Annotated in this window: 1 protein-coding gene; it reads right to left on the bottom strand. The window is 66.2% G+C overall.

The window, feature by feature from the left end; all coding sequences use genetic code 11:
• Positions 1–299 (bottom strand): cbb3-type cytochrome c oxidase subunit II (locus CH42_RS00005; protein WP_193392057.1); only part of this gene is annotated, 299 nt, incomplete at both ends.

Raw genomic sequence — 299 nt, 5'->3', positions numbered from 1 at the left:
CGCGACGACAACCTTGCCGGCCGGGGCTGCGCCCGGAGGCAGCGTCACTACGAGGTCTCCTTGGTCAGCTGCGTCTTTCACGTCGAACAGATATGGGTAGCTCGGCATGATGCTCTGCGCGACGTAGGCCCGCGGCTGGTACAGGTGTCCGAGGTGCCAGTCCGCGCTGGGCTGGCGTGCGCCGATGTTGAAAAGATCGGGGCCCGTGCGCATCGTGCCGAGCAGATGCGGGTGATCGTAGTAGTAGTCTGCCGCCACCGACGCCCGACCCCAGCCACGCTTGGCGTCGGGTGCAAAAG

This window comes from Leucobacter musarum subsp. musarum (assembly GCF_001273845.1).
Lineage (GTDB): Bacteria > Actinomycetota > Actinomycetes > Actinomycetales > Microbacteriaceae > Leucobacter > Leucobacter musarum.
Note: the sequence above shows the minus strand (reverse complement) of the source record. Positions and strands in the feature narration are given on the sequence as shown.